The sequence below is a fragment of the Mucilaginibacter sp. genome (assembly GCF_036383575.1).
GTDB lineage: Bacteria > Bacteroidota > Bacteroidia > Sphingobacteriales > Sphingobacteriaceae > Mucilaginibacter.
In genome coordinates this window covers 1-3,605 of sequence record NZ_DASVOB010000462.1, presented here as the reverse complement: position 1 = coordinate 3,605, position 3,605 = coordinate 1, and the positions used below count along the sequence as shown (strand labels likewise).

At 43.7% G+C, this 3,605-nt stretch carries 2 protein-coding genes; both read left to right on the top strand.

Going from position 1 to position 3,605, the window contains the following annotated elements; translation table 11 throughout:
• A partial coding sequence (locus VF500_RS16415; RefSeq protein WP_330860709.1) for an alpha-N-acetylglucosaminidase C-terminal domain-containing protein occupies positions 1 to 293 on the top strand: 293 nt, incomplete at its 5' end.
• Positions 294 to 455: 162 nt separating this feature from the next.
• Positions 456 to 3,413, top strand: a complete 2,958-nt coding sequence (locus VF500_RS16410) for a beta-galactosidase (protein WP_330860708.1) — start codon at positions 456 to 458, stop codon at positions 3,411 to 3,413.
• The last annotated feature ends 192 nt before the right edge of the window (positions 3,414 to 3,605 follow it).

Sequence of the window (3,605 nt, the reverse complement as noted above, 5' to 3'; positions counted from 1 at the left end):
TTTGGGGCGATAAGGAAAGCGGTTTAAGGGAATACTCCAACCGTCAATGGGCCGGTTTAATAAAAGGTTATTATAAACAACGCTGGGCGATGTTTTTTAGCCATTTGGATAAATCATTATCAACCAAAACCGATTTTAATGCCGATGCTTTTGACAAGCAGGTAAAAGACTGGGAATGGCAGTGGGTAAACAAGCATGACAATGCCTATACCGATGTTGCTAAGGGTGACGCCGTCGAAAAATCAAAGCAATTGTTTGTGAAGTATAATGCGGTGATTACACAAACGAAGTAAGAAGTCGGTTGAAAATGGTTTGATAAAAGTAGTGTAACTAAAAAACGTCATTGCGAGGTACGAAGCAATCCCAAACTATACAGAGCGGCTCTGCAAATCGGGGATTGCTTCGTACCTCGCAATGACGCCTAAATATTAATAACACGGGATTACAATATACAAATGAAGCTCCATCATTATATACTAACATTTATCTTACTACTAAGCGCTTTTTCTGCAGCACACAGCCAAAGCGCTAACGACCATATTTTCCCGGCCACGGCTGTTGCGAAGCCCTATATTGATTTCGATAGCAAAGGTTTTATTGTTCAAGGTAAACGCACATTCATTGTATCAGCCGGGTTAGAATACGCCCGTATCCCCCGTGAACTTTGGTACGATAGATTGCTGAGGATCAAACGGGCAGGCTTTAACTGCATCGAAATCTACACCATCTGGAACTTTCATGAAGAACAAGAAGGCAAATTCAACTTCACCGGCGACCGTGATTTGGGTAAATTCCTTGATATAGTAAAACAGCTTGGCTTATACGCCATTGTACGTGTTGGCCCTTATTACTGTGCCGAATGGGATAACGGCGGCTACCCAATATGGCTTAAATTTAAAAAAGGCCTGCGTGTGCGCGAAGACAATAAGCCGTTTGAACAATATGTAGACCGCTTTTTTGACCATCTTTTGCCGGTTGTATTTCAACGACAAATCAATAAGGGCGGCGCGGTAATATTGGTGCAATTGGAAAATGAACATCCCAATGGCTGGGGCACCATTATGCCCGACGGATATTTCAAACACCTGCAGGCAAAAGCTTTGGATATGGGTATGCAGGTGCCATATTTTTTTAGTGGTTTACACCATGCCAGCGATCCTGCAGGTGATGGTAAGCTTGACGATGATAAACGGCAAAACCCATGGTTTTCTACCGAGTTCTGGGCAGTTTGGTATTCACAATATGGTGCTAAGCCCGGTGATGCAGAGCTTTACGACCGGCGTACCTGGAAAATCATCGCTCATGGTGGTAATGGTTATAATTACTACATGGCTCATGGTGGTTCAAATTTTGGTTATACCAATAATGATGAAGATGCTGCTTCATACGATTATGGTACTGCCATAGGCCAGGCGGGTGATTTAAGGCCAATTTACTACACCTTTAAACGTGCTGCCTGGTTTTCGCGCAGTTTTCAGGAGGTATTAGAGAACAGTACAAACGCATTTGCGGCCTACAGTGCTATAACTAAAGATACCACCCTCAAAATATCCGCCCGCACAAGTCCTGCCGGTGATCTGATATTTTTAGATAATCCGGGTACTTCTAAAGTAATCACAGCGCTAAACATCAGCGGAGCAGAGGACCTGCTTGCCGGTAAAAAGATCAGTGCTCAACCAAAAGAGATCTTCCCTTTAATTCACAATTATAAACTTAATAATGAAGTTACCCTTGACTGGGCGTTTACACGTGTATTCGCCATAGTTAAACAGGCTAACACTACTACGATAATTGTTGATGCTGAACCCGGCGATCCCTTGTTGTTGCGGTTCAATACAAAAGGGAAAGCCTCATCAAAATCCACTGCTGTAAAAGTTGGTAGTAATGATGTGCTGATTGACGAGAAAATGCCTGTTGCCAATGAAACGCCTACGGAATATACCTTTAGCTCAGGCTCGCAGACCATCAGGGTTTTGGCCATGAACCGGGCTTTGACCGACAAAACATGGATCACCGAAACTGAAGGCAAAAACTATATCACTACCGGGCTGAACTATGTTGGCGAAGCCTCAGTTAAAAATGGTCGATTTAAAATCACAGCAGAAACGCCTTTAACGCAAAATTCGCTACAAAAAGTAATTTTATATACCGAGAGTAAAGGGATCGCTTTTAATATCGATGCAAAAAAGGGCAATCAGCCGCAAACTATCAATTTGTCAAACTGGCAATATAAAAACGCAGCCATCAACTCGGTATCAACTGTAAATACAAGTACCTGGCTCAAATCAAAAGATCCGCAGCCTATGGGTGCCGATGCTGATATTACTGCCGATGCCTGGTATCGGACTACATTAAATATACCATCAAATGGAAAATATACCCTCCAGGTAAAAGGCGGCGGCAGGGGACAAGCCTTTATTGATGGTAAACCTGTTGCCAAATGGAAACTGAACGATAATGAATTATCTATCGATCTTAAAAAAGGAAAGCATACGTTGGCGGTTTTTGCGGCGCATGATGGCCGTGATAAATTGGCGGCCTACCTTGGCCCAATTGATGAGGTAGATAGCAAAGGGCTTTTTGGCGGCGCTCTGATCAAAAAGGGAGGCCCTTTTATTACCGAGCTTGGCAACTGGTATTATACCAAAGCCGCTAAAAAGGATGATGTAAAACAAGGTCCACCGACATTTGATACATCGGTATACAAAAAATACAAAATAGGTGCTGATGTTTTTGATCTGAAAGAAGGCTATGCCTGGTTCCATACAACCATCCCGCAACAACCCGCAGGTACATCTAAAATAATCGTTTTGTTTAAAAGTGTTGATGAAAATGCCACTGTGTTTATCAATGGTAAGCAGGTAGCCCATCATGATGGCTGGAACCAGCCTTTCGAGGTGAATATAACTGATGCCGAAGCTTTAAAGCACCCGGTTGATCTTTCTGTCTTTATCGAAAATTACTCAAACGAGGGGGGAATCGACCAACCCATAAAGATCAATGCCATTGGTGATGCTACTGCGATAACCGGCTGGCAACTGAAAGGCGGTCCGGGTGATGCGCTGGCCGTTCAGGGTTGGGCAAAGCTTGATGCGGCTAAACAAATGAAAAATGCCCCTGCCTTTTATCGTACCACTTTCAGTGTGCTGCAATCAATTGGCAGTAAATTCATCTGGCGTTTTGATCCTGTTGGTTTAGGCCATGGTTCTGTTTGGGTTAACGGCCATAACCTGGGGCGATATCCTGAAAAGCTGGATATCAAAAGCCTTTATATCCCCGAATGCTGGCTTAAGCCCGGTTTAAATCAGGTGACTGTTTATGACGAAGAGGGCAATAGCATCAATAAAACCCGGATTGTAGCTGAAGAGGCTGCGGGTCGGTTAATAAAAGAAATTTCAATACCCCTTAATTAATATAATAGCAAGAGATGGCTGCAACAACCGAGAGATTTACCGCACTTGATGTTTTCCGTGGTATGACCATTTGCTTCATGATCATCGTTAATGCCCCCGGTTCGGGGGCAAACGTATGGTCGCCGCTTGATCATGCCGCCTGGATCGGGTTTACACCTACCGATCTTGTTTTTCCGTCGTTCCTTTTCGCGG